This window comes from Desertihabitans aurantiacus (genome assembly GCF_003344635.1).
Lineage (GTDB): Bacteria > Actinomycetota > Actinomycetes > Propionibacteriales > Propionibacteriaceae > Desertihabitans > Desertihabitans aurantiacus.
On record NZ_QPKK01000007.1, the window covers coordinates 1 to 20,740 of the forward strand.

Here is a 20,740-nt window from a genome sequence, read left to right on the forward strand (position 1 = left end):
GGCCCGGCTCGACGCGCCCGCCCCGGCGCGGCTCGACGTCGACGACGAGGCCGACCTGGCCCGGGCGCTGGCCTCCGGCGTCGGGCCGCGGACCACCGAGTGGGCTGCGGCCCGGGCCGGCGGCTGAGACCGGGCCGTCAGCCCGCTTCGACGCCGGCGCGCACCGCCTCGAGCGAGGCCGTCATCATCGGCGACATCGTGCTGCGCAGGAAGGCCTCGACGAGGGGCGCGGTGAGCGGGGACGTCGGCCGGAAGGCGTAGCGCCACCGCAGCCGCGTGCCGCCGGCCTCGGGCAGGAAGCGGAACTCCGCCACCCCGTGCTCGACGGCCAGGCGCTGGGGTTGGTGAAGCCCCACACCACGTACCGGAAGGTGCCGGGGTCGTCGACGAGCACCTCCTCGGCCAGGAAGTGGCCGTCGGCGAACTCGACCCGCCGGCGGTCTCCGACCCGGGAGCCCGGCACCCACTCCCCGACCAGCGCCTGGGTGGCGACGACGGCCGGGAAGTCCTCGAAGTGCACGAGGTCGGCCAGCGGTCGCGACGGGTCGTTGGTCCACGCCCACACCTCCTCCGGCGGGGCGGCGACGAGGACGTCGTGGGTCACCTCCGCGTAGCCGTCCGTGGCGGTGACGGGTCGCGCGGCGGTGTAGGCCGGCGGGTGGGACGGCGGTCGCACGACCGCCCAGACCCCGGTCGCGAGCGACCCAGCGAGGAGGAGGGCCAGGCCGAGCACCACCGGAGCACGGCGGCCGAGGACGGGGCGGGACGTGGGCACGGGACGGCACCTCCGGAACGGCGACAGGTTGACATCGTCAACCGTAGGTGGCGAGGGTTGACGCCGTCAACCACCGAGGAGCCGACGGTCTACCATCGGCTCGTGCCCATCCCGACCCGTGCCGCGCTCCTCGCCGCGGCGACCGCGCTGCTGGACGAGGGCGGTGTCGAGGCAGTCACCCTCCGCGAGGTGGGCCGCCGGGCTGGCGTCTCGCACAACGCCCCGTACAAGCACTTCGCCGACAAGTCCGAATTGCTGGCCGAGGTGGCCGCGGCCGAGCTCGACGAGCTCGGCGCACTGCTCGCCGCGGGGGTCGGGCGGGGCACCGGCCTCGACACCGCGGTCGAGGGCTACCTCGCGCAGGCGCTGCGCCACCCGCACCGGTTCCAGCTGGTGCACGGGCGGTGGACGCGGACCTGGCCGGTGCTGGAGCAGGCGGCAACCCGCGCCCAGCAGCGGTTGCTGGAGACGGTGCAGGCCGCCCAGTCGGCCGGTGAGCTGCCCGCGGGGTCCCCGGCGCGGCTCGCGGCGCTGCTGCGGGCGACAGCGCACGGGGCCGTCGTGCTCGAGCTGGCCGGCCACCTCGGCAAGACGGGCTCCGGCGACGGGTCCGCCGAGGCGCTGACGCCCCGGCAGGTGGTGGCCGAGCTGGTCGGCCGCCTCCGCGGGCCGGTCACCGACCAGTGAGGTCGACCCGCGGGGGCGGTTCGCAGAGGCCGGGGCGTCCGGGGTCGCCGACCGGACGCGGGGTCTGGTTCAGCCCGCGGTGCGGACCGGCAGGGTGGCCGGCTTGAAGCCGGGCCGGGACGCCTCGAAGGCGGTGATGTCCTCCTCGTGGCGCAGGGTGAGGGCGATGTCGTCCAGACCCTCCATCAGCCGCCAGCGGGTGTAGTCGTCGATCTGGAAGTCGACCTGCAGGTCGCCGTGGGTGATCCGGCGGGCGCCGAGGTCGACCGTCATCGGCACCGTCGGGTCGGCCTCGACCGCATCCCACAGCCGCTCGACGTCGCTCTGCTGCACCAGCGCCACCAGCAGGCCGGACTTGCCGGAGTTGGAGCGGAAGATGTCGCCGAAGCGGGAGCCGATGACGACCTTGAAGCCGTAGTTCTGCAGGGCCCAGACGGCGTGCTCGCGGGAGGAGCCGGTGCCGAAGTCCGGTCCGGCGATGAGGATGTCACCGCTCTTGTACTCGGGCTGGTTGAGCACGAAGTCGGGCTGGTTGCGCCAGGCGGCGAACAGCCCGTCCTCGAAGCCGGTGCGGGTGACCCGCTTGAGGTAGACCGCCGGGATGATCTGGTCGGTGTCGACGTTGCTGCGCCGCAACGGGACGGCGGTGCCGGTGTGGGTGGTGAAGGGTTCCATCGGGTTCTCCAGCTCTGCGGTCGGCGGGTCAGAGGTCGGCGGGGGCGCTCAGCGTGCCGAGCACCGCGGTGGCGGCGGCGACGGCCGGCGAGACCAGGTGGGTGCGTCCACCCTTGCCCTGCCGTCCCTCGAAGTTCCGGTTGGAGGTCGAGGCGGCCCGCTCACCCGGCGCCAGCTGGTCGGGGTTCATGCCCAGGCACATCGAGCAGCCGGCCGCGCGCCACTCCGCGCCGGCGTCCAGGAACACCTTGTCCAGGCCCTCCACCTCGGCCTGCAGGCGGACCCGGGCCGAGCCGGGGACGACGAGCATCCGCACCCCGGCGGCGACCTGGCGGCCCTCGAGCACCGAGGCGGCCAGCCGCAGGTCCTCGATCCGGCCGTTGGTGCAGGAGCCGAGGAAGACCGTGTCGACCTTGATGTCGCGCATCGGCGTGCCGGCGTCCAGGCCCATGTAGGTGAGCGCCCGCTCGGCGGCGCTGCGGTCGACCTCGTCGGTGAAGGCCGACGGGTCGGGGACGGCCTCGCCCAGCGGGACGCCCTGACCGGGGTTGGTGCCCCAGGTGACGAAGGGCGTCAGCGTGCTGGCGTCGAGGTCGACCTCGACGTCGAAGGTGGCGTCGTCGTCGCTGCGCAGGGTCTTCCAGTAGGCCACCGCGGCGTCCCACTCCTCGCCCTGGGGGGCGTGCGGGCGTCCCTGCAGGTAGTCGAAGGTCTTCTGGTCCGGCGCGATCATGCCGGCCTTGGCGCCCCACTCGATCGACATGTTGCAGATCGTCATCCGGCCCTCCATGGAGAGCTTCTCGATCGCGCTGCCGCGGTACTCCACGATGTGGCCGGCGCCGCCGCCGGTGCCCACCTTGGCGATCAGCGCCAGCACCAGGTCCTTGGCGGTGACGCCCTCGGGCAGCTCGCCCGAGACGTTGACCGCCATCGTCCGCGGCCGCGCCTGGGGCAGCGTCTGGGTGGCGAGCACGTGCTCGACCTCGGAGGTGCCGATGCCGAACGCGATGGCGCCGAAGGCGCCGTGGGTGGAGGTGTGGGAGTCGCCGCAGACCACCGTCATGCCCGGCTGGGTGACACCCAGCTGCGGGCCGATGATGTGCACCACGCCCTGGTCCTTGTCGCCCAGGCTGTGGATGCGGACGCCGAACTCCTCGGCGTTGCGACGCAGCGTGTCGACCTGGGTGCGTGAGACCGGGTCGGCGATCGGCTGGTCGATGTTCAGCGTGGGGGTGTTGTGGTCCTCCGTGGCCAGCGTGAGGTCCGGCCGGCGCACCCGGCGACCGCTCTGACGCAGGCCGTCGAAGGCCTGCGGGCTGGTCACCTCGTGCACCAGGTGGAGGTCGATGTAGAGCAGGTCCGGCTCTCCATCGGCGCTGCGCACCACGTGGTCGTCCCACACCTTCTCGCTGAGCGTCCTGCCCATCAGATCCTCTTCCTCATCCGTCGCCGGCCACCCCGTCGGGGCACTGCGCCACCGTGCCTGGCCGCCCCGGGAGCGCCGAGTTGCATATCAGCATCCGAGACAGCAATATCAGTACATGGACAACTCTAGCGGAGTCGGCGTTCTCGACAAGGCGGCCTCGGTGCTCAGCGCCCTGGAGACCGGGCCGACCACCCTGGCCGGCCTGGTCACGGCCACCGGACTGGCCCGTCCCACCGCGCACCGGCTGGCGGTGGCCCTGGAGCACCACCGGCTGGTCAGCCGCGACCTGCAGGGACGCTTCGTGCTCGGCCCCCGGCTGGCCGAGCTGGCCTCGGCCGCCGGTGAGGACCGGCTGCTCGCCACCGCCGGCCCCGTGCTGGCCCGGCTGCGTGACATCACCGGCGAGTCCGCCCAGCTGTTCCGCCGCCAGGGCGACGCCCGGATCTGCGTGGCCGCCGCCGAGCGCACCTCGGGGCTGCGCGACTCGGTGCCGGTCGGCTCCCAGCTCACCATGTCGGCCGGTTCGGCCGCCCAGGTGCTGCTGGCCTGGGAGGAGCCGGACCGGATGCAGAAGGGTCTGCGCGGCTCGCAGTTCTCCGCCGTCGCGCTGGCCTCGGTCCGCCGCCGGGGCTGGGCCCAGTCGGTCGGTGAGCGCGAGGTCGGGGTGGCCTCGGTCTCGGCCCCGGTCCGCTCCCCCTCCGGCAAGGTGATCGCCGCGGTCAGCGTCTCCGGGCCGATCGAGCGGCTCTCGCGCCAGCCCGGGCGGATGCACGCCCCGGCGGTGATGGCGGCCGCGGAGCGGCTCTCGGAGGTGCTGCGCCGCAGCGGCCAGGAGAGCTGACCGGGACACCCGGACAGCACAAGACCCCCTGGAGCGTGCTCCAGGGGGTCTCACCTTCTTGTAGCCCCGACGGGATTCGAACCCGCGCTACCGCCTTGAGAGGGCGGCGTGCTAGGCCGCTACACAACGGGGCCCTAGCTGGTCGCTCGGAGCGACCGGAGAAACCTACCAGACCTGCCGGGATCCAGCGAGTCCGGAGACTTCCGCTGGGGTACTAGGACTCGAACCTAGACTAACTGAGCCAGAATCAGTCGGGCTGCCAATTACCCCATACCCCAAGGCATTTCCTGCTGTCCGGCGAGCCGGGCAACGACGTGGAACTCTAGACCATCGGGGCCGCCGGGACCAAACCGGCGGGACGCCGACGCGGCCGGTCGGGCACCCGCACCGGCCTCACTCCCCCACCGCGGTGTGCACCCGCATCCGGCGGCCCACCAGCCAGGCCACCGCGGCGAACAGGACGAACCCGCCGATGTCGAACACGGCGTCGAGCGGGCCGACCTCCTGCAGCGCCCGGGCCTCGGCCACCGAGGTCGTGGTGGCGGCGATGCCGAAGGAGAGCAGGTTGTTGACGACGTGGGCCGCCGCGGCCGCCTCGAGCCCGCCGGTGCGCCACACCAGCACCCCGGCCACCAGGCCGAACACCCAGCGGTCGGCGAACAGCCAGACGTTCTGGGTGCCGTGGAAGAGCGCAAACACGGTGGCGGAGACGACGATGCCGAACCAGGGGCTGCTCAGCACCGCCCCCGCGGCCTGGGTGAGGTAACCGCGGAAGAAGACCTCCTCGGCCACCGCCTGCAGCGGGGACGTGAGGAGGATCACCAGCAGGAACCACAGCAGGTCCGGCTGGGGCCGCCAGGCGACCCCGCCGCCGCCGGCGAGCACCGAGACCAGGTAGACCCCGCCGAGGGCGGGCGGCGCCAGCAGCAGGCAGGCCAGCAGGTAGCGCCACCGCACCCGCCCGACCACCGAGACCAGCCAGCTGGGGTGGCGCCGGTGCAGCCAGGCCACCAGCAGCGCCGAGACGGGCAGCAGCACCGTGATGGCGAGGTTGCCCGCCACCACCCCGAGCGGGGTCTCGAAGCGCATGGCGGTGGCGTAGTACTCCGCGAAGGGCAGGCTGGAGCCCGACACCGCCCAGGTGGTGCCGAGCAGCAGCTGCGGCACCAGCCCGGCCAGCAGGGTGAACAGGGCGATCCCCAGCACCACTCCGACGACGGCCTGCACCAGCCGCGACCAGGCTCGCCCCGGGGTGCGCAGCAGCTGGGGGTAGGCGGTGCCGCGTGCGGGGACGGTGAACGGCGCCGGCTGCAGCAGGCTCACGCGGACGCTCCCGGGCCGACGCCGCCGTCCCTCATCCGGCCTCGGGAGCGGGCCCGCCCTCCAGGTGCTGCAGCGCGGTGCGCAGCCGGTTCATCGTCGAGGTGCGGCCGAGCAGCTCCATCGACTCGAACAGCGGCGGGGAGACCTTCCTGCCGGTGACGGCGATCCGGACCGGGGCGAAGGCGAACTTCGGCTTGATCCCGAGCCCGTCGACCAGGCTCTCCCGCAGCACGGCCTGGATGTCGTCGGCCTGCCACGAGCGCACCTCGGCCAGCACCGAGATCGCCGCCCGCAGCGCCTCCCGGTCGCTCTCCTTGCTCCCCAGCCCGGCGGCCGGGTCGATCTGCAGCGCGTCGTCGGCGGTGAAGAGGAAGCCGGTCATCTCCACGATCTCCCCGCAGGTGCTCATCCGCTCGTGCACCAGCGGGACGACGCCGTCGAGCAGCTGCTGCTGGGCACCGGTGGGCGGGTCCTCGACCAGCCCGGCCGCGACCAGGAACGGGACCAGGTGCGGGGTCAGCTCGGTGGTGCTCAGCCGGCGGATGTGGTCGGCGTTGATCGCCTCGCACTTCTTGGGGTCGAAGCGGGCCGGGTTGGCGTTGACGCGACGGATGTCGAAGGCCGCCACCATCTCGTCCAGGCCGAAGACGTCGCGGTCCTCCGAGAGCCCCCAGCCGAGCAGGGCCAGGTAGTTGAGCAGCCCCTCGGGGAGGAAGCCGCGCTGGCGGTACTCGGCCAGCCCGGAGCCGGCGTCGCGCTTGGAGAGCCGCTTGTTGCCCTCCCCCATGACGATCGGCAGGTGGCCGAACCGCGGGGTGCGGCCGCTGCCGATGCCGAGCTCGGCCAGCGCCTCGTACAGCACGATCTGGCGCGGCGTGGAGGACAGCAGGTCCTCCCCGCGGAGCACGTGGGTGATCTCCATCAGGGCGTCGTCGACGGGGTTGACCAGGGTGTAGAGCGGGTCGCCGTTGGCGCGCACCACGACGTAGTCGGGGACGTGGGCGCCGTCGAAGGAGACCCGGCCGCGGACCAGGTCGTCGAAGGCGATCTCGCGCTCGGGGACGCGGATCCGCACCACCGAGGACTCCCCGCGCTCCAGCCGGGCGGCGACGTCGTCGGGGTCGAGGTCGCGGCAGTGCCCGTCGTAGCCCGACGGGGCACCCTTGGGCAGCAGCGCGGCCCGGGCCTCCTGCTCCTCCTTGGTGCAGAAGCAGCGGTAGGCGTGCCCGCCCTCGAGCAGCCGGGCGACCACGTCGCGGTAGGTCTCGGTGCGCTCGGACTGCAGGTAGGGCCCGTGCGGGCCGCCCTTCTCCGGGCCCTCGTCCCAGTCCAGCCCGAGCCAGCGCAGCGCCTCCAGCACCCCGCGGTAGGACTCCTCGGTGGAGCGGGCGGCGTCGGTGTCCTCGATCCGCAGCACGAAGGTGCCGCCGAAGTGGCGGGCGAAGGCGTAGTTGAACAGCGCGCTGCGGACGTTGCCGACGTGCAGGTTGCCTGTCGGCGACGGGGGGAACCGGACGCGGACGTCGGCCGGGGCGACGTCGCCCAGCACGTCGACCGGGGCGTCGGGGGAAGGGGTGGTGCTCACTCGGTGTCCTCGGTGCTCGGGGTGCTGGGCGCCTGCGCGCTGGCGACGGTGTTGGTCAGGGTGCCGATCCCGGAGATGCTGACGCTGACCTCCTGGCCGGGCAGCATCCGGCCCACCCCGGCGGGCGTGCCGGTGAGGATGACGTCACCGGGCAGCAGGGTGGTGAAGGAGGTGATCCACTCGATCAGCCGCGGGATGGGGTGCACCATCAGGTCGGTGGTGCCGTCCTGCTGCACCTGCCCGTCCAGGGTGGTGGTGATCCGCAGCGCGGAGGCCTCCTCCAGGCTGAGGTGGGTGACCATCCAGGGCCCCAGCGGGCAGAAGGTGTCGTAGCCCTTGGCCCGGGCCCACTGCCCGTCGGTCTTCTGCAGGTCGCGGCAGGTGACGTCGTTGGCGATGGTGTAGCCGAAGACCACCTCGGCGGCCCGGGAGGCGGGGACGTCGCGGCAGAACCGCCCGATGACCACCGCCAGCTCACCCTCGAAGCTCAGCAGCTCGGTGGTGTCGGGGTGGATGATCGGCTCCTCCGGCCCGATCACCGAGGTGTTCGGCTTGAGGAAGACCAGCGGGTCCCCCGGCACCTCGTTGCCCAGCTCCTCGGCGTGCGCGACGTAGTTGCGGCCCACCCCGACCACCTTGCTGCGGGGGATCACCGGGGCCAGCAGCCGCACCGCACCGAGCTCGTGCCGGACCCCGGTCAGCTGGACCGGGGTGGCGAGCGGGTCGCCGTTGAGGGCGGAGACGGTGTCGGGGTGCTGGCCGCCGTCCTCGGCGAGCTCGACCACCCCGTACTGGGGGTCACCGTCGGCGACGAAGCGTGCGATGCGCATTGCCGCAGCCTATCCAGGGCGTCCGGCTGGGGCATACTCGCCGCCATGGCTCATGACGCGGTGCAGCTGATCAAGCACAAGCGCGACGGCGGCGCCCTCGACGGCGACCAGATCCGCTGGTTGATCAGGGCCTACACCGCCGGCGAGGTGGCCGAGGAGCAGATGTCGGCGATGGCGATGGCGATCTTCTTCAACGGCCTGGACGCCGCCGAGCTCGCCACCTGGACGACGGCCATGATCGAGACCGGGGAGCGGCTGGACTTCTCCTCGCTCTCGCGCCCGACCGCCGACAAGCACTCCACCGGCGGCGTCGGCGACAAGATCACCCTGCCGCTGGCCCCGCTGGTCGCCGCCTGCGGGGTGGCGGTCCCCCAGCTCAGCGGCCGCGGGCTCGGCCACACCGGCGGCACCCTGGACAAGCTGGAGTCGGTGCCGGGCTGGCGGGCCGACCTCAGCACCACCGAGATGATCAGCCAGCTGGAGGACGTCGGCGCGGTGGTCTGCGCCGCCGGGTCGGGGCTCGCGCCGGCGGACAAGAAGCTCTACGCGCTGCGCGACGTCACCGCCACGGTGGAGTCGATCCCGCTGATCGCCTCCTCGATCATGAGCAAGAAGATCGCCGAGGGCACCGGCGCGCTGGTGCTCGACGTCAAGGTCGGCACCGGGGCCTTCATGACCTCTCTCGACGACGCCCGCACCTTGGCCCGGACCATGGTCGGGCTCGGCACCGACGCCGGGGTGCGCACGGTCGCGCTGCTGACCGACATGTCGACCCCGCTCGGCCGGACCGCCGGCAACGCGCTGGAGGTACGGGAGTCGGTGGAGGTGCTGGCCGGCGGCGGGCCGTCCGACGTGGTCGAGCTGACCCTGGCCCTGGCGCGGGAGATGGTCGCCGCCGCGGGCCGCGATGACGTCGACCCCGCCGAGGCGCTGGCCGACGGCCGGGCGATGGACGTCTGGCGGCGGATGGTCAGCGCCCAGGGCGGCGACCCCGACGCCCCGCTGCCGACCGCCCGGCACACCCACACCGTCCCCGCCCCCGCCGACGGCGTGGTGACCCGGGTCGACGCCATGGCCGTCGGGCTGGCGGCCTGGCGGCTGGGGGCCGGACGGGCCCGCAAGGAGGACCCGGTGCAGGCCGGGGCCGGGGTCGAGCTGCACGCCCAGGTCGGAGAGCGGGTGCACGCCGGCGAACCGCTGCTGACCCTGCACACCGACGACGAGCACCGGGTCGAGCGCGCGCTGGAGGTGCTGGCCGGCGGCGTCGACGTCGGCGATGAGCCGCCGTCACCCCGCGCGGTGGTGCTGGAGCGGATCGCCTCCTGAGCCGCCGCCGCGTCGCCCTCGTCACACCGGGGCCCATCAGCGGCTAGGAGGCCCGCTCCGGGGTAGACGGCGGTCGTGCCCGACGACCGACCCGCCGAGGAGACCGTGACCCGCATCGCCGAGACCGCCCGCGCCCGCTTCGGCATCGAGGAGGTGCGCGGGTGGCAGTCCGACGCCGTGGCCACCCTGCTCGAGGGGTGCGACGTGCTGCTGGTGCAGCCCACCGGGGCCGGCAAGTCGCTGGCCTACCAGCTGGCCGGCGCGCTGCTGGACAGCGGCCCGACGCTGGTGGTGTCGCCGCTGCTGGCGCTGCAGCAGGACCAGGTGACCTCGCTGGAGGAGGGTGCGGAGGGCGTCCGGGCGTTCCGGGTCAGCTCGATGGAGGGCGAGCGGGCGCGGGAGGAGGCCTTCGAGACCGCCCGCACCGACCCCTCGACCTTCCTCTTCCTGGCCCCCGAGCAGCTGGCCCGGGCCGAGACCCGTGAGCAGGTCGCCGCCCTGCGGCCCGCGCTGGTGGCCGTGGACGAGGCGCACTGCGTGTCCTCCTGGGGCCACGACTTCCGCCCCGACTACCTGCGGCTGGGCGAGCTGCTGGAGGCGGTCGGCCGGCCGCCGGTGATCGCGCTGACGGCCACCGCCGCCCCGCCGGTGCGGGCCGACATCGCCGAGCGCCTGCGGCTGCGCGAGCCGCGGCTGGTGCTGGCCGACCTGGCCCGTCCCAACCTCGACCTGGCCGCGGTGACCTGCCGGGACGAGGACGAGCGCCGCCGCACCGTCCTGGAGGCGGTCGCCGCGCAACCCGGCCAGGGCATCGTCTACACCCGCACCCGCCGGCTCGCCGAGGAGCTGGCCGAGGCGCTCCGCGCGTCCGGCCGCAACGCCACCCACTACCACGCGGGGCTCCGGACGAGGCTGCGCGACGAGGTGCAGGAGGAGTTCATGACAGGCGGCACCGAGGTGCTGGTGGCCACCTCGGCGTTCGGGATGGGCATCGACAAGCCCGACATCCGCTTCGTCGTGCACGCCCAGGCCCCGGAGTCCCCCGACGTCTACTACCAGGAGGCCGGACGCGCCGGCCGCGACGGCGAGCCGGCGACCTGCCTGCTCTGCTCCGGTGACGGCGACTTCTCCCTCGCCCGGTTCTTCGCCCCGGCGGTGCCCGAGCCGGGTGACGTCACCGCCGTGCTGGCCGGGCTGGCCCGCGCCGACGGCGATCCCGACCGCGCCGCGCTGGGCGAGGAGACCGGGCTCAGCCGGCAGAAGCTCGGCCGGATCCTCAACCTCGTCGAGGAGGAGGTCGCCCACTCCGGCGGCGACCGGGACGACGTGGGCGAGGAGGACGACCCGATGGTCGCCCGGGTGGTCGAGCGGGCCGAGGCGCACCGCCGGGTGCAGCAGACCCGGATCGAGATGATGCGCCGCTACGTCGAGTCGACCACCTGCCGGCAGCGGTTCCTGCTGCACTACTTCGGCGACGACCACGAGGAGCCGTGCGGGCACTGCGACAACTGCCGCAGCGGCGCCACCGAGCAGCACGACCGCACGGTCGCCGAGCGCGCCGAGCAGGCCGCCGAGGGCGGCGCGGAGTGGGCCGGACGGTTCGAGGTCGAGCAGCAGGTGCGCCACCGCGAGTTCGGCCCGGGCGTGGTCGTCGAGGTCGAGGGCGAGCGGGTCACCGTGCTGTTCGAGCAGGGCGGCTACCGCACCCTCGACCTGCCCACCGTGGTGGAGTCGGACGTCCTCGAGCCCGCCTGAGCGGCCTGAGCGCGGCGAGCGGCCCTCAGCCGTCCCGCCCGTTGCCGACCCCGGCGGCGACCCGGTCCGACGCCCCGGCCGACGGGGTCGGGACGTCGTGCACCAGCCCGTGCAGGTAGGCGTCGCTGAGCGCCTCCCAGGACGCCTCGATGATGTTGGCGCCCACCCCGACCGTGGTCCAGGTGCGCTCGCCGTCGCTGGTGTCGATGAGCACCCGCACCACGGCGTCGGTGCCGTGACCGCCCTTCGCCCCCACCGGCCCCTCCAGCACCCGCACCCGGTAGTCGGTGAGCTCGTAGCGGTCCACCACCGGGAAGGCCGGGGTGAGCGCCCGGCGCAGGGCGTGGTCCAGCGCGTTCACCGGGCCGTTGCCCTCACCGACGAACAGCTGGACGTCCCCCCGTGCCTGCAGCTTCACCGTCGCCTCCGACTCCGACGGCGCGCCCGCGGCGGAGTGGGTGTGCACCCGCCAGTGCAGCACCCGGAAGTACTCCTCCAGCTCGTCCAGCTCGTCGCGCAGCAGCAGCTCGAAGGAGGCGTCGGCCGCCTCGTAGGAGTAGCCGGCGGCCTCCCGGGCCTTGACCAGGTCGGTGACCCGGCCAGCCAGGTCGCGGTCGGAGAGGTCGAAGCCGAGCTCCTCACCCTTGATCTGGATGTTCGCCCGCCCGGCCATGTCGGAGATCAGCATCCGCATGTCGTTGCCCACCGCCGCCGGGTCGATGTGCTGGTACAGATTGGGGTCGACCCGGATCGCGCTGGCGTGCAGGCCCGCCTTGTGGGCGAAGGCCGAGGAGCCGGTGAACGGGGCGCGGGCCGAGCCGGCCACGTTGGTCACCGCGCCGACCGCGTGGGAGATCCGGGTCGCCTCGGCCAGGGCGCCCTCGGGCAGCACCTGCCAGCCGTACTTCAGCTGCAGGTTCGCCACCACGGAGATGAGGTCGGCGTTGCCGGTGCGCTCGCCGTAGCCGTTGATGGTGCCCTGCACGTGCATCACGCCGGCCTCCACCGCGGCCAGCGTGTTGGCCACCGCGCAGCCGGTGTCGTTGTGGCAGTGCACGCCGAGGTCGACCCCCACCCCGCCGGCGGCCGAGACGACGTCGCCCATCCAGCTCGGCAGCATGCCGCCGTTGGTGTCGCACAGCACCACCACCTCCGCGCCCGCCTCGGCGGCGGTCTGCACCACCTCCAGCGCGTAGACGGGGTCGTCGTGGTAGCCGTCGAAGAAGTGCTCGCAGTCGACGAACACCCGCATCCCCTCCGAGCGCAGGTGCTCGACGGTGTCGCGGACCATGGCGAGGTTCTCGGCCAGCGTGGTGCGCAGGGCCCGCTCGACGTGGGCGGCGTGGCTCTTGGCCACCAGGCAGGCGACCGGCGCGCGGGACTCCCGCAGGGCCGCGACCAGGGGGTCGTCGGCGGCCCGGCCACCGACCCGCCGGGTGGCGCCGAAGGCGACCAGCTGGGCGTTGCGCAGGGTCAGCTCGCCGCGGGCGGCAGCGGCGAAGAAGGCGGTGTCGTTGGGGTTGGCACCGGGCCAGCCACCCTCGATGAAGCCCACGCCCAGCTCGTCCAGCAGTCCGGCGATCCGCAGCTTGTCGGCCACGGTCAGCCGCAGGCCCTCCTGCTGCGCACCGTCGCGCAAGGTGGTGTCGTAGACGTGGAACACGCCGGGGGCGGGCATCGGCTCGAGCATCGGTGGTCTTCCTGTCAGCGGACGTGCGGTCGAGGTGCTCGGACGCCGGAGCACTCCCGGGAACGAAAAAACCTCCCGTCGGAGACAGGAGGTTTCAGCGCGGACGACGTCAGGTCATCCACGCTGCCCGGTAATGGCGGCGGGTCGGAGCACGCAGCGATTCTGCGCCAGCGCGCCCCGTCCCGCCACCGTCGTCTCAGCGAGCGGGACGGACGTCCAGCCTCAGATCACCCGGTGCATCCAGCCGTGGGTGTCCTCCCGGCGGCCGTACTGGATGTCGAGCAGGGCCTGGCGCAGCTCCAGGGTGCGCGGGCCCGGCTCGCCGTCGCCCACCGCGGTGGTGCCGTCGAGGTCCTTGAGCGCACCGATCGGGGTGATCACCGCCGCGGTGCCGCAGGCGAAGATCTCCTTGATGGCGCCGGTGCGGCACCCGTCCAGCACCTCCTCCAGGGAGACCCGGCGCTCGACCGGGGTCAGCCCGAGCTCCGGGGCGAGGGTGAGGATGGCGTCGCGGGTGACGCCCTCGAGGATGGTGCCCAGCGCCGGCGTGACCAGCTGGCCGTCGGCGGTGACGAAGTAGACGTTCATGCCGCCCAGCTCGTCCACCCACTTCCGCTCCACGGCATCGGTGAACAGCACCTGGCTGCAGCCGTGCTCGGCCGCCTCGGCCTGGGCCACCAGCGAGGCCGCGTAGTTGCCGCCGCACTTGGCCGCCCCGGTGCCGCCGGGGGCCGCGCGGGTGTAGTCCCGCGACATCCAGATCTGCACCGGCTGGACGCCGCCGCTGAAGTAGGACCCGGCTGGGGAGGCGATCACGCAGAACTGCACCTTGCGTGCCCCGCGGACGCCGAGGAAGACCTCGTTGGCGAACATGAACGGGCGCAGGTACAGCGAGGTCTCCCCACCGGCCGGCACCCACGCCTGGTCGGCCTCGACCAGGGCCTCGACCGCCTCGACGAAGGACCCCACCGGCAGCTCGGGGAGGGCGAGGCGGCGCGCCGAGACCGCGAACCGCTCGGCGTTCTTCTCCGGCCGGAAGAGCCACACCGAGCCGTCGGCGTGCCGGTAGGCCTTCATCCCCTCGAAGATCTCCTGCGCGTAGTGCAGCACCGCCGAGGCCGGGTCGAGCTGGAACGGTGCGTAGGGCACCACCGCCGAGTCCGCCCAGCCGTCGGCCGCCGTCCAGGTGGCCACCGCCATGTGGTCGGTGAAGTTCACGCCGAACCCGGGATCGGCCAGTACGGCCTCGCGCTCGGCGTCGCTGCGGGGCGCGGACGAGGGCTGCAGGTCGAACTTCAGCGTCATGGCCGCAAAGTAGCAGGGCGTCCGACTAGTTCCGGGGCGCTCCCACTCCTCGACCGGGGGCCCGCTCCGGGCCTGAGACGGCCCCCGACGGGCACCGCCCGCTGTCTAGCCTGGCGCAATGACCACGACGCCCGACCCGGCCGCCGGACCCGCCCGCACCCCCACCCTGGCCGTGATCGGCGGCGACGGGATCGGCCCCGAGGTGACCGCCGAGGCGGTCAAGGTGCTGCAGGCGGTGTGCGGCGAGCAGGCCTTCTCCTTCGTCGACTACGACCTGGGTGCGGAGCGCTGGAAGCGCACCGGTGAGGTGCTGCCCGACTCCGTGCTGACCGAGCTGGACGCCTGCGACGCCATCCTCTTCGGCGCGGTGGGTGCGGCCCCGGGTGACAAGTCGATGCCGAGCGGCATCCTCGAGCGCGGGCTGATCCTCAAGATCCGCTTCGCCTTCGACCACTACGTCAACCTGCGGCCCAGCCGCCTCTACCAGGGCGTGCCGACCCCGCTGGCCAGCTCGGTGACCGACCGCGGCCCGGTCGACTTCGTGGTGGTGCGCGAGGGCACCGAGGGCCTCTACTGCGGCAACGGCGGCGTGGTCCGTCCGGGCACCCCGCACGAGATCGCCACCGAGGTCAGCGTCAACACCGCCTACGGTGTCGAGCGGGTGGTCCGGGACGCCTTCGAGCGCGCCACCCGGCGTCGCGGCAAGGTGACCCTGGTGCACAAGCACAACGTGCTGGTGAACGCCGGCGGGCTGTGGAACCGGGTGTTCGAGCAGGTGGCCGCGGAGTACCCGGGCGTGCAGACCGACTACCTGCACGTCGACGCCGCCACGATCTTCCTCGCCACCGACCCGGCCCGCTTCGACGTGGTGGTCACCGACAACCTGTTCGGCGACATCCTCACCGACCTGGCGGCCGCCGTCACCGGTGGCATCGGGCTGGCGGCCAGCGGCAACGTCAACCCGTCGCGCGAGCACCCCTCGATGTTCGAGCCGGTGCACGGCTCGGCCCCCGACATCGCCGGTCAGCAGAAGGCCGACCCCTCGGCAGCGATCCTGTCGGCGGGTCTGCTGCTGGAGCACCTCGGACGCACCGAGCAGGCGGCCACGGTGGCCGCGGCGGTGACCGCCGACATCGAGTCCCGCGACGGCACCCCGCGCACCACCCGCGAGATCGGCGACGCCATCGCCACCCGCCTCGCCTGAGCCCTCCAGGCGGCGCCGGGTCTCCCCGGCGACGTGGTCAGCGGCTGGTGGTCTGCACCCGCGGCGCGACCGAGTGCTCGCGGCGGGGGCGGCGGCGCGGGGTGGGCAGCTCGCGCAGGCGGGCGTCCTGACCGGTCTCCTCGAGGCGGCCCTCGCCCCAGGTGTGCGGGTACATCTCGTACACGGCTCGCTCCTCCCGCTCCGGCGCGGTCCGTCCCCGTGGACGGTCCTGGTGCCCGAGATACTAGGACGCCCGAAGATCTCGCCCCGGGGCCGTGCTCCCGGCATCTCGGATCCTGGGACGTCGCCGCGGTCCGCAGTCCGGACCGGCCGGCCGACGCGCGGCGCTCCGGCAGACTGGTGCCGGTGAGCACGTTGCCCGGTGTCCCCTCGCTCGTGACGAAGGCCCTCCGCAAGTCGCTGGCGATGGGCTACCTGGAGGCCACCCGGACCGAGACCGGCCGGTTGCTGGCGACCCTCGCGGCCACCCGGCAGGGCACCATCGCCGAGTGCGGGACCGGCTGCGGGGTGGGTGCGGCCTGGTTGCGCAGCGGTGCGCCGTCGGCCACCCGGGTGCTCACCGCCGAGCTGGAGGGGTCGCTGGCCCACGAGGTCGCCGACATGTTCGCCGGTGACGGGATCGACGTGCTGCACGCCGACTGGTCGGCGCTGGAGTCCGCGGCCCCGTTCTCGCTGCTCTTCCTCGACGCCTCGCAGGCCCTGATGAGCGAGCGGGACGACGTGATCGCCCTGGTCGAGCCGGGCGGGATGATCGTGCTGGACGACTTCACCCCCAGCATCAGCTGGCCGCCGCGGGTGCACGACCGGCTGGACCGGGTGCGCTCGGACTGGCTGGCCGACCCCCGGCTCACCAGCGCGGAGGTGATGGTCGCCCCGGACGCCGCGGTGATCATCGCGGTGCTGCGTCCCGGCGCCCCGGCGTCAGCCTGAGAGGTCGGACAGAAGTTCTGCAGAGACCGCTGAGGCCCGTCGTCGGGAGGTGATGCTGTCCCCATGAGCCGTGCCCCCCTGGCCGAACGCGTCTCGCGCCGCCTGCTGGCGGTCGCCGTCGCGGTGGGTGCGGTGATGGTGACGGCGTTGCTGCTGTGGAGCCAGGCGGCCGCGTGGGGGCTGCCCTACGCCTCCTTCACCGACGAGCACGGCAGCCGGTGCACGACGACGTGGCTCGGCCACGAGTGCGAGCCCACGCTCGACCACGTCGAGGCGGTGCTGGGCTTCGAGCTGCCGGCGGGCGCCGTCGTCGAGGAGGGTCACTACACCGAGACCCACGACATCCAGCTGTCCGCGCTGGTGCGCTACCCGCTGGAGCTCGACGACCAGGTGATCGCGGCCCTGGACGAGTCCTACGGGCCCTGCCAGCGGGTGCCGAGCCCGCTGCCCCCGGACCACCGGTGGCACTGCGTGCGCAGCGACATCGGGTTCCGGGTCGAGGGGCAGCTGCCGCCGTACCGCTGGCGGATGGCGACCGCCGTCCCGCCGGAGTCGGACCAGGTCGTCCTCGACGTCGAGCTCCGCTCGCGCTGAACCACCCGGGCCCGGCTCGCGCCGGACGCGAGCGGCCCCGGGTCCCGCACGCGCTGTGGCGGGCGGGACCCGGGGCCGGTCGGCCGTCGGACGTCGGTCAGCGGGCGGCGGTGCCCTCGACGTAGTCGTCGTCGTGGCTCTTGACCCAGGCCATCATGCTGCGCAGCTGCTTGCCGGTGGACTCGATCGGGTGCTGCTCGCCCTCGGCGCGGAACTTCTTGAACTCCGGCGCGCCGGCGTCCTGGTCGTCGATGAACCGCTGGGCGAAGGTGCCGTTCTGCACATCGGTGAGGACGGCCTTCATGTTCTCCTTGACCCGGGCGTCGATGACCCGCGGCCCGGAGACGTAGTCGCCGTACTCGGCGGTGTCGGAGATGCTCCACCGCTGCTTGGCGATGCCGCCCTCGTACATCAGGTCGACGATGAGCTTGAGCTCGTGCAGGCACTCGAAGTAGGCCACCTCCGGCTGGTAGCCGGCCTCGACCAGGGTCTCGAACCCGGCCTGGATCAGCGCGCTGGCGCCGCCGCAGAGGACGGCCTGCTCGCCGAACAGGTCGGTCTCGGTCTCCTCGGTGAAGGTGGTCTTGATGCCGCCGGCCCGCAGACCCCCGATGCCCTTGGCGTAGGAGAGCGCGAGCTCCCAGGCCTGGCCGGAGGCGTCCTGCTCGACCGCGACCAGCACCGGGACGCCGCGGCCCTCGGTGTACTCGCGGCGGACCAGGTGGCCGGGGCCCTTCGGGGCGACCATCGCCACGTCCACGCCCTGCGGCGGGGTGACGTAGCCGAAGCGGATGTTGAACCCGTGGGCGAAGAACAGCGCGTCGCCGTCCTGCAGGTTGGGCTCGATCGCCTCGGTGTAGAGCTGGCGCTGCAGGTGGTCGGGCACCGCCACCATGATGAGGTCGGCCTCGGCGCAGGCCTCGCCCGGGGTGAGGACGCGCAGACCCTGGGCCTCGGCCCGCTCCCGGCTGCGGCTGCCCTCGGGCAGCCCGATCCGCACGTCGACGCCGGAGTCGCGCAGCGACAGGGCGTGCGCGTGGCCCTGGCTGCCGAAGCCGAGGACGGCCACGGTGCGGCCCTGGATCACCGACAGGTCGGCGTCGTCGTCATGGAACATCTGTGCTGCCACGGGTGCATCTCCTTGTGTTGCTGCTGGGTGGTGGCTCACGCCCGCTGTCGCGGCTCGCGCCTGGGGCGTGACGTTATCGGGGTCGGCTGCCGGGGCGGCGCGCTGACCAGGCGGTGGTCGTCAGACCACCCGCACCCGCTGGCGGTCGGTCCGGGTGCTGCGGTCGGTGATCGAGCGGGGGCCGCGGCCGAGGGCGACCAGTCCGGACTGCACCAGCTCGCGGACGCCGAACGGCTCGAGCATGGTGAGCAGGGCCTGCAGCTTCTCCGGGCTGCCGGTCGCCATCACCACGATCGCCTCGTTGGTGGCGTCGACCGCCTTGGCCTTGAACAGCTGGATGATCTCCAGCACGTCGCTGCGGGTGGCGGCGTCGGTGGCGACCTTGATCAGCATCAGCTCCTGGCGGACGGCGTCCGGCTCGAGCTCGACGATCTTGATCACCTCGACGAGCTTGTTGAGCTGCTTGGTCAGCTGCTCGACGGTGTGCTCCTCGGCCTCGACCACGAGGGTGATCCGGGAGATGTCCTCCTGCTCGGTCGGGCCGACGGCGAGGGAGTCGATGTTGAACCCGCGCCGGGAGAACAGCGCCGACACGCGGGCCAGCACACCGGGCCGGTCGGCCACCAGGACGCTCAGGGTGTGGGTGCTCACAGCTCCTCCTCCTCCCACTGCGGGGCCATGTCGCGGGCGTACTGGAGTGCGTCGTTGCTGGTGCCGGCCGGGACCATCGGCCACACCATCGCGTCCTTGTGGACGATGAACTCGACCACCACCGGGCGGTCGTCGATCGCCAGCGCCTGGGTGATCACGGTGTCGACCTCGTCGGCGGTGCTGGCGCGCAGCCCGACGCAGCCCATCGCCTCGGCCAGCTTGACGAAGTCGGGCACCAGGTGGGTCTTCAGGTCGGTGTTGGAGTAGCGCCCGCCGTAGAACAGCGTCTGCCACTGCCGCACCATGCCGAGGGACTGGTTGTTGATGACGGCGATCTTGACCGGGATGCCCTCCAGGGCACAGGTGACCAGCTCCTGGTTGGTCATCTGGAAGCAGCCGTCGCCGTCGATCCCCCACACCACCGCGTCGGGCTGGCCGACCTGGGCGCCCATGGCGGCGGGCACGCAGTAGCCCATGGTGCCGGCGCCGCCGGAGTTGAGCCAGCGGCCGGGACGCTCGTGGGGCAGGAAGTGCGCGGCCCACATCTGGTGCTGGCCGACCCCGGCGGCCCAGTAGGCGTTCTCCGGGCCGGTCAGCTCGCCGATCCGCCGGATCACCCCCTGCGGGGAGAGGGTGCCGTCGTCGGGCTCGTCGTAACCGGTCGGGTACCGGGCCACCATGTCGAGCAGGTGCTGCTGCCAGCCGGCCAGGTCGGGCAGCTCGGTCTCGCGGAGCTGGGCGACCAGGCTGGTCAGCACCTCCTTGGCGTCGCCGACGATCGGGCAGTCGGCGGTGCGGTTCTTGGAGATCTCGGCCGGGTCGATGTCGGCGTGGATGACCCGGGCGTTCGGCGCGAAGGAGGACAGCTCGCCGGTCACCCGGTCGTCGAAGCGGGCACCGAGGCTGATCAGCAGGTCGCTGCGCTGCAGCGCGCCGACCGCGGCCACGGTGCCGTGCATGCCGGGCATGCCGAGGTTAAGCCGGTGGCTGTCGGGGAAGACGCCGCGGGCCATCAGGGTGGTGACCACCGGGATCCCGGTCAGCTCGACCAGCTCGGCCAGCTCCTCCGCGGCCCGGGCCTTGACGACGCCACCACCGACGTAGAGCACCGGCCGGCGGGCGGCGCTGATGAGCCGGGCGGCCTCGCGGATCTGCTTGGCGTGCGGCCGGGTCACCGGGTGGTAGCCGGGCAGGTCGATGCTGGTCGGCCAGGTGAAGGTGGTCTTGGCCTGCAGGGCGTCCTTGGTGATGTCGACCAGCACCGGCCCGGGACGTCCGGTGCGCGCGAGGTGGAAGGCCTCGGCGATCGCCTCGGGGATGTCGGCCGCATCGGTGATGAGGAAGCTGTGCTTGGTGATCGGCATCGTGATGCCGCGGATGTCGGCCTCCTGGAAGGCGTCGGTGCCGATGGCCCGTCCGGCGACCTGGCCGGTGATGGCCACCACCGGGACGGAGTCCATCATCGCGTCGGCCAGCGGGGTGACCAGGTTGGTCGCGCCGGGGCCGGAGGTGGCCATGCAGACACCGACCTTGCCGGTGGCCATCGCGTAGCCCTCGGCGGCGTGCCCGGCGCCCTGCTCGTGGCGGACCAGGATGTGGCGGATCGAGGAGTCGAAGAGCGGGTCGTAGGCGGGCAGGATGGCTCCGCCGGGGATCCCGAAGATCACCTCCACGCCGGCCTTCTCCAGCGAGCGCACGAGCGACTGGGACCCGGTGATGAGCTCACCGGTGGCGGTGTCGATGGTGGGGGTGGTGGTCACGGCGAGAGCCTCCCTGCTCGACATGGGCCGATCTTCTCCTCTGACGTCAGGCCGCCGGTGACGGCCGGTGCTGGTGCAACAAAAAACCCCCGCAGCCCGGGTGGGCACACGAGGGAGCGTGTCGACGACGGTGTGGTTACCGGCCGACACGCCTGGGGAGTACGAGGACGATCTGCTGCACGGATCCACAGTCCCCCATCTGCCGACACGTGTCAACGCTCGGGACGTGCCGT

General features: G+C 73.1%; 19 protein-coding genes and 2 tRNA genes. 7 read left to right on the forward strand and 14 right to left on the reverse strand.

Annotation, left to right across the window (positions count from 1 at the left end; all coding sequences use genetic code 11):
- Window positions 1-137 precede the first annotated feature (137 nt).
- A complete protein-coding gene (locus DVA66_RS21475; protein WP_114558458.1) occupies window positions 138-785 on the reverse strand; it encodes an SRPBCC family protein in 648 nt (215 codons plus the stop codon).
- 92 nt (window positions 786-877) lie between these two features.
- On the opposite strand from DVA66_RS21475, the gene DVA66_RS01580 reads away from it, so the two are divergent.
- The gene (locus tag DVA66_RS01580; protein WP_114558459.1) at window positions 878-1,462 is read left to right on the forward strand and encodes a TetR/AcrR family transcriptional regulator; all 585 of its coding nucleotides are present in this window, start codon (window positions 878-880) and stop codon (window positions 1,460-1,462) included.
- A 69-nt stretch (window positions 1,463-1,531) separates the two neighbouring features.
- Here the strand turns inward: DVA66_RS01580 and leuD are convergent, their stop codons facing one another.
- The gene (gene leuD, locus DVA66_RS01585) at window positions 1,532-2,137 is read right to left on the reverse strand and encodes a 3-isopropylmalate dehydratase small subunit (RefSeq protein WP_114558460.1); all 606 of its coding nucleotides are present in this window, start codon (window positions 2,135-2,137) and stop codon (window positions 1,532-1,534) included.
- A 28-nt stretch (window positions 2,138-2,165) separates the two neighbouring features.
- Entirely contained in the window at window positions 2,166-3,563 is a 1,398-nt protein-coding gene (gene leuC, locus DVA66_RS01590; protein ID WP_114558461.1) for a 3-isopropylmalate dehydratase large subunit, read from the reverse strand.
- 115 nt (window positions 3,564-3,678) lie between these two features.
- Here leuC and DVA66_RS01595 point away from each other — a divergent pair, with 115 nt between their 5' ends.
- Window positions 3,679-4,404, forward strand: coding sequence for an IclR family transcriptional regulator (locus tag DVA66_RS01595; RefSeq protein ID WP_114125114.1), 726 nt, complete (start codon window positions 3,679-3,681; stop codon window positions 4,402-4,404).
- 61 nt (window positions 4,405-4,465) lie between these two features.
- Here the strand turns inward: DVA66_RS01595 and DVA66_RS01600 are convergent.
- The 5 genes from DVA66_RS01600 to DVA66_RS01620 form a co-directional block, all read right to left on the reverse strand.
- A tRNA-Glu gene (locus tag DVA66_RS01600) sits at window positions 4,466-4,538 on the reverse strand.
- Between the two features lie 72 nt (window positions 4,539-4,610).
- A tRNA-Gln gene (locus tag DVA66_RS01605) sits at window positions 4,611-4,682 on the reverse strand.
- A gap of 115 nt (window positions 4,683-4,797) precedes the next feature.
- The gene (locus DVA66_RS01610) at window positions 4,798-5,727 is read right to left on the reverse strand and encodes a CPBP family intramembrane glutamic endopeptidase (protein WP_114558462.1); all 930 of its coding nucleotides are present in this window, start codon (window positions 5,725-5,727) and stop codon (window positions 4,798-4,800) included.
- 31 nt (window positions 5,728-5,758) lie between these two features.
- Window positions 5,759-7,312 carry a glutamate--tRNA ligase gene (gltX, locus tag DVA66_RS01615; protein WP_232821684.1) on the reverse strand — a complete coding sequence of 518 codons (1,554 nt, stop codon included), beginning with the start codon at window positions 7,310-7,312 and terminating at the stop codon, window positions 5,759-5,761.
- Window positions 7,309-8,142, reverse strand: a complete 834-nt coding sequence (locus DVA66_RS01620) for a fumarylacetoacetate hydrolase family protein (RefSeq protein ID WP_114125117.1) — start codon at window positions 8,140-8,142, stop codon at window positions 7,309-7,311. Before DVA66_RS01620 ends, gltX begins: the two co-directional genes overlap by 4 nt.
- Before the next feature lie 45 nt (window positions 8,143-8,187).
- On the opposite strand from DVA66_RS01620, the gene DVA66_RS01625 reads away from it, so the two are divergent.
- Together DVA66_RS01625 and DVA66_RS01630 are read left to right on the forward strand one after the other, a co-directional pair.
- Complete coding sequence (locus DVA66_RS01625) at window positions 8,188-9,468, forward strand: thymidine phosphorylase (RefSeq protein WP_114558463.1); 1,281 nt, start codon at window positions 8,188-8,190, stop codon at window positions 9,466-9,468.
- 75 nt (window positions 9,469-9,543) lie between these two features.
- Window positions 9,544-11,223, forward strand: coding sequence for a RecQ family ATP-dependent DNA helicase (locus tag DVA66_RS01630; protein ID WP_114558464.1), 1,680 nt, complete (start codon window positions 9,544-9,546; stop codon window positions 11,221-11,223).
- A gap of 25 nt (window positions 11,224-11,248) precedes the next feature.
- Here the strand turns inward: DVA66_RS01630 and cimA are convergent, their stop codons facing one another.
- Both cimA and DVA66_RS01640 read right to left on the reverse strand, forming a co-directional pair.
- The gene (gene cimA, locus DVA66_RS01635; protein WP_232821685.1) at window positions 11,249-12,913 is read right to left on the reverse strand and encodes a citramalate synthase; all 1,665 of its coding nucleotides are present in this window, start codon (window positions 12,911-12,913) and stop codon (window positions 11,249-11,251) included.
- A gap of 222 nt (window positions 12,914-13,135) precedes the next feature.
- Entirely contained in the window at window positions 13,136-14,218 is a 1,083-nt protein-coding gene (locus DVA66_RS01640) for a branched-chain amino acid aminotransferase (RefSeq protein ID WP_114558465.1), read from the reverse strand.
- A gap of 118 nt (window positions 14,219-14,336) precedes the next feature.
- On the opposite strand from DVA66_RS01640, the gene DVA66_RS01645 reads away from it, so the two are divergent.
- Window positions 14,337-15,422, forward strand: a complete 1,086-nt coding sequence (locus DVA66_RS01645) for a 3-isopropylmalate dehydrogenase (RefSeq protein ID WP_114558466.1) — start codon at window positions 14,337-14,339, stop codon at window positions 15,420-15,422.
- Window positions 15,423-15,459: 37 nt separating this feature from the next.
- Here the strand turns inward: DVA66_RS01645 and DVA66_RS20730 are convergent, their stop codons facing one another.
- Entirely contained in the window at window positions 15,460-15,606 is a 147-nt protein-coding gene (locus DVA66_RS20730) for a hypothetical protein (RefSeq protein WP_157973769.1), read from the reverse strand.
- A gap of 182 nt (window positions 15,607-15,788) precedes the next feature.
- Here DVA66_RS20730 and DVA66_RS01650 point away from each other — a divergent pair, with 182 nt between their 5' ends.
- Both DVA66_RS01650 and DVA66_RS01655 read left to right on the forward strand, forming a co-directional pair.
- Window positions 15,789-16,373: an O-methyltransferase gene (locus DVA66_RS01650; RefSeq protein WP_114558488.1), complete on the forward strand. Its 585-nt coding sequence runs from the start codon at window positions 15,789-15,791 to the stop codon at window positions 16,371-16,373.
- Window positions 16,374-16,436: 63 nt separating this feature from the next.
- Window positions 16,437-16,967 (forward strand): hypothetical protein, encoded by a 531-nt coding sequence (locus DVA66_RS01655; RefSeq protein WP_114558467.1) that lies wholly within the window; start codon window positions 16,437-16,439, stop codon window positions 16,965-16,967.
- Window positions 16,968-17,064: 97 nt separating this feature from the next.
- Here DVA66_RS01655 and ilvC read toward each other — a convergent pair whose 3' ends face one another.
- The 3 genes from ilvC to DVA66_RS01670 all read right to left on the reverse strand — a co-directional run bounded on the left by ilvC (window position 17,065) and on the right by DVA66_RS01670 (window position 20,507).
- A complete protein-coding gene (gene ilvC / locus DVA66_RS01660) occupies window positions 17,065-18,096 on the reverse strand; it encodes a ketol-acid reductoisomerase (protein WP_325048347.1) in 1,032 nt (343 codons plus the stop codon).
- 120 nt (window positions 18,097-18,216) lie between these two features.
- Window positions 18,217-18,747, reverse strand: coding sequence for an acetolactate synthase small subunit (ilvN, locus tag DVA66_RS01665; RefSeq protein WP_114558468.1), 531 nt, complete (start codon window positions 18,745-18,747; stop codon window positions 18,217-18,219).
- Window positions 18,744-20,507, reverse strand: coding sequence for an acetolactate synthase large subunit (locus DVA66_RS01670; protein WP_232821686.1), 1,764 nt, complete (start codon window positions 20,505-20,507; stop codon window positions 18,744-18,746). The genes ilvN and DVA66_RS01670 overlap by 4 nt, the downstream gene beginning before the upstream one ends.
- Between the last annotated feature and the right edge of the window lie 233 nt (window positions 20,508-20,740).

Bases quoted from the DNA above. Each gene is read 5' to 3' on its own strand.
- DVA66_RS01625 (WP_114558463.1), top strand. From the start codon at position 8,188: ATGGCTCATGACGCGGTGCAGCTGATCAAGCACAAGCGCGACGGCGGC.
- DVA66_RS01595 (WP_114125114.1), top strand. From the start codon at position 3,679: ATGGACAACTCTAGCGGAGTCGGCGTTCTCGACAAGGCGGCCTCGGTG.
- DVA66_RS01620 (WP_114125117.1), bottom strand. From the start codon at position 8,142: ATGCGCATCGCACGCTTCGTCGCCGACGGTGACCCCCAGTACGGGGTG.
- cimA (WP_232821685.1), bottom strand. From the start codon at position 12,913: ATGCTCGAGCCGATGCCCGCCCCCGGCGTGTTCCACGTCTACGACACC.
- leuD (WP_114558460.1), bottom strand. From the start codon at position 2,137: ATGGAACCCTTCACCACCCACACCGGCACCGCCGTCCCGTTGCGGCGC.
- DVA66_RS01655 (WP_114558467.1), top strand. From the start codon at position 16,437: ATGAGCCGTGCCCCCCTGGCCGAACGCGTCTCGCGCCGCCTGCTGGCG.
- DVA66_RS01640 (WP_114558465.1), bottom strand. From the start codon at position 14,218: ATGACGCTGAAGTTCGACCTGCAGCCCTCGTCCGCGCCCCGCAGCGAC.
- leuC (WP_114558461.1), bottom strand. From the start codon at position 3,563: ATGGGCAGGACGCTCAGCGAGAAGGTGTGGGACGACCACGTGGTGCGC.
- DVA66_RS01645 (WP_114558466.1), top strand. From the start codon at position 14,337: ATGACCACGACGCCCGACCCGGCCGCCGGACCCGCCCGCACCCCCACC.